The 1,768-nt window shown below is 66.9% G+C and carries 2 protein-coding genes and 1 pseudogene; 2 read left to right on the top strand and 1 reads right to left on the bottom strand.

The genetic code is table 11. The features are described 5' to 3' along the window. On the top strand, positions 1–1,044 hold a 1,044-nt coding region (locus tag WB785_RS02290), incomplete at its 5' end, for an alcohol dehydrogenase catalytic domain-containing protein (RefSeq protein WP_424077077.1). Positions 1,045–1,131: 87 nt separating this feature from the next. Here the strand turns inward: WB785_RS02290 and WB785_RS02285 are convergent. Next, positions 1,132–1,542: a nitroreductase family deazaflavin-dependent oxidoreductase gene (locus WB785_RS02285; RefSeq protein WP_424077076.1), complete on the bottom strand. Its 411-nt coding sequence runs from the start codon at positions 1,540–1,542 to the stop codon at positions 1,132–1,134. Between the two features lie 83 nt (positions 1,543–1,625). On the opposite strand from WB785_RS02285, the pseudogene WB785_RS02280 reads away from it, so the two are divergent. Next, positions 1,626–1,768, top strand: a pseudogene (locus WB785_RS02280) (histidinol dehydrogenase); the annotation flags it as partial.

The raw sequence follows: 1,768 nt of genomic DNA, 5'->3' as shown, positions 1-1,768 counted from the left end.
CTCAAGAATGCTGCAATGAGGCAGCTGACGTTTGAAGAGGCCGGTCGATACGCCTGGCGCGAGGTCCCCGAGCCCAAAATCACGGCACCCGAGCAGGCGCTGGTCCGGCCGGTGGCGGTGGCCTGTTGCGATCTGGATGTGGCCGTCGCCCGCGGCCGGCTGCCGATGCCGCCCGGACATGCCGTCGGGCACGAGGGGCTGGCCGAGGTGGTCGCTGTCGGCGACGAAGTCGGCAGCGTCACCGTTGGCGATCGGGTGGTCGTGCCGTTTCAGATCAGCTGCGGCGACTGCCGTGAATGCCGCCGCGGCGTGACGGGTTCCTGCGGATCGGTGCCGCTGATGGCGATGTATGGCATGGCCCCCCTTGCGGGCCTGGATGGCGGCGGATTCATGTCCGACCTGGTACTCGTGCCCTACGCGGACGGGATGCTGATGCCGATTCCCGACGCCGCGGATCCGGTCGCCATCGCCTCACTCTCGGACAACATTCCCGACGGCTGGCGTGCGGTCGGTCCCTACAGCGCGGAGTTGGCCGGCCTTGATCCGGTAGATCGCCGCGTTCTGGTGGTCGGCCGACTCTCGATCGGGCTGTACGCGGCCGCGTTCGCCGCTGCGCTCGGCTGTCACGTCGACTACCTGGACACCGACGCGCAGCGGCTCGCGGTAGCGGAAAAACTCGGCGCGGTCGTACACGACAGCGCCAAGCCGGACAAGTCTTGGGATCCCTATCCGGTCACGGTGAACACCAGCGGCGATCGGGCGCTGCTTGCTGCGACGCTTCGCGCGACCTGGCCCGACGGCGTATGTACCGACACCGGGATTTACCCCGAATACAACGTCGAGATGCCGTTGCTGTCGATGTACACCCGTGGTGTGCGGTTCGTGACCGGGCGGGTCAGCGCCCGTGCGGTGATGCCGCAGGTGGTCGAGCTGCTGGCCGGCGGCTGCGATCTGTCACCGGCGGTCGATCGCGTGGTCCCCTGGGAAGACGCACCGTCGGTCTGGCCGACGATGGCCGGCAAGACCGTATTCACCCGGGCTTAGGCTCCGTTGACGCGAGATTGCGCTCAGGGTCGTGATTCGGCGAAAACCACGACCCTGGACGCAATCTCGTGGCGCGGTGAGTTCGGCTTAGGCGATATCGGCGACGAACATCCCGACCCGGCCGATCTGCAGCCGGGCCATCCGCGGCAGCCCCGTGCCGTCACTGCCCGCGGGCAGGACCCTCGGGTTGGTGATGTGGACGTCCTTGCGGATGAAGTGCACGTCGGCTTCACCAGCGGCCATCACGTTTTTGACCCAATTCGTCTTGCCGTGGGCCAGCGCGATCGCCAGCACGTTGCCCTTGCGGTAGGCGGTGACGATGGTCTCGTACTCCTTGCCGGATGTGCGGCCACGGTGCTTGATCACCGAGAACGTCGGAAGGTAGCGCGCGAACGGCTTCACCGCCGGGTTGAAGTACTTGACTTGGAAGCGTTCGAACCAGGGCGGGAAGAGCATCGGCACGCCCGGGGCGTTGTTGGGATGGTCCTTCGCGGACATGGCGGCTCCGTTTTCGTGGTGTGCGGTCACTGTACCGGTCAGATATGTAGTTGCCCTGTTCTGGGACAATGGTCGATGTGAACGTGATGGCGCGCATCGACCTGCGGGGCGAGGAACTCTCAGCCGCCCGGCTGCGGGCGGCGTTGCCACGCGGCGGAGTGGACGTGGATGCCGCGCTGTCATCGGTGCGCCCGATCGTCGAGGCGGTTGCGGAGCGGGGTGCGGA

Source organism: Mycobacterium sp. (assembly GCF_049585075.1).
In the GTDB taxonomy this organism is placed as follows: Bacteria; Actinomycetota; Actinomycetes; order Mycobacteriales; family Mycobacteriaceae; genus Mycobacterium.
Note: the sequence above shows the minus strand (reverse complement) of the source record. Positions and strands in the feature narration are given on the sequence as shown.

Excerpts from the sequence above, each read along its gene's own strand:
- WB785_RS02285 (WP_424077076.1), bottom strand. The coding sequence starts at position 1,542 with ATGTCCGCGAAGGACCATCCCAACAACGCCCCGGGCGTGCCGATGCTC.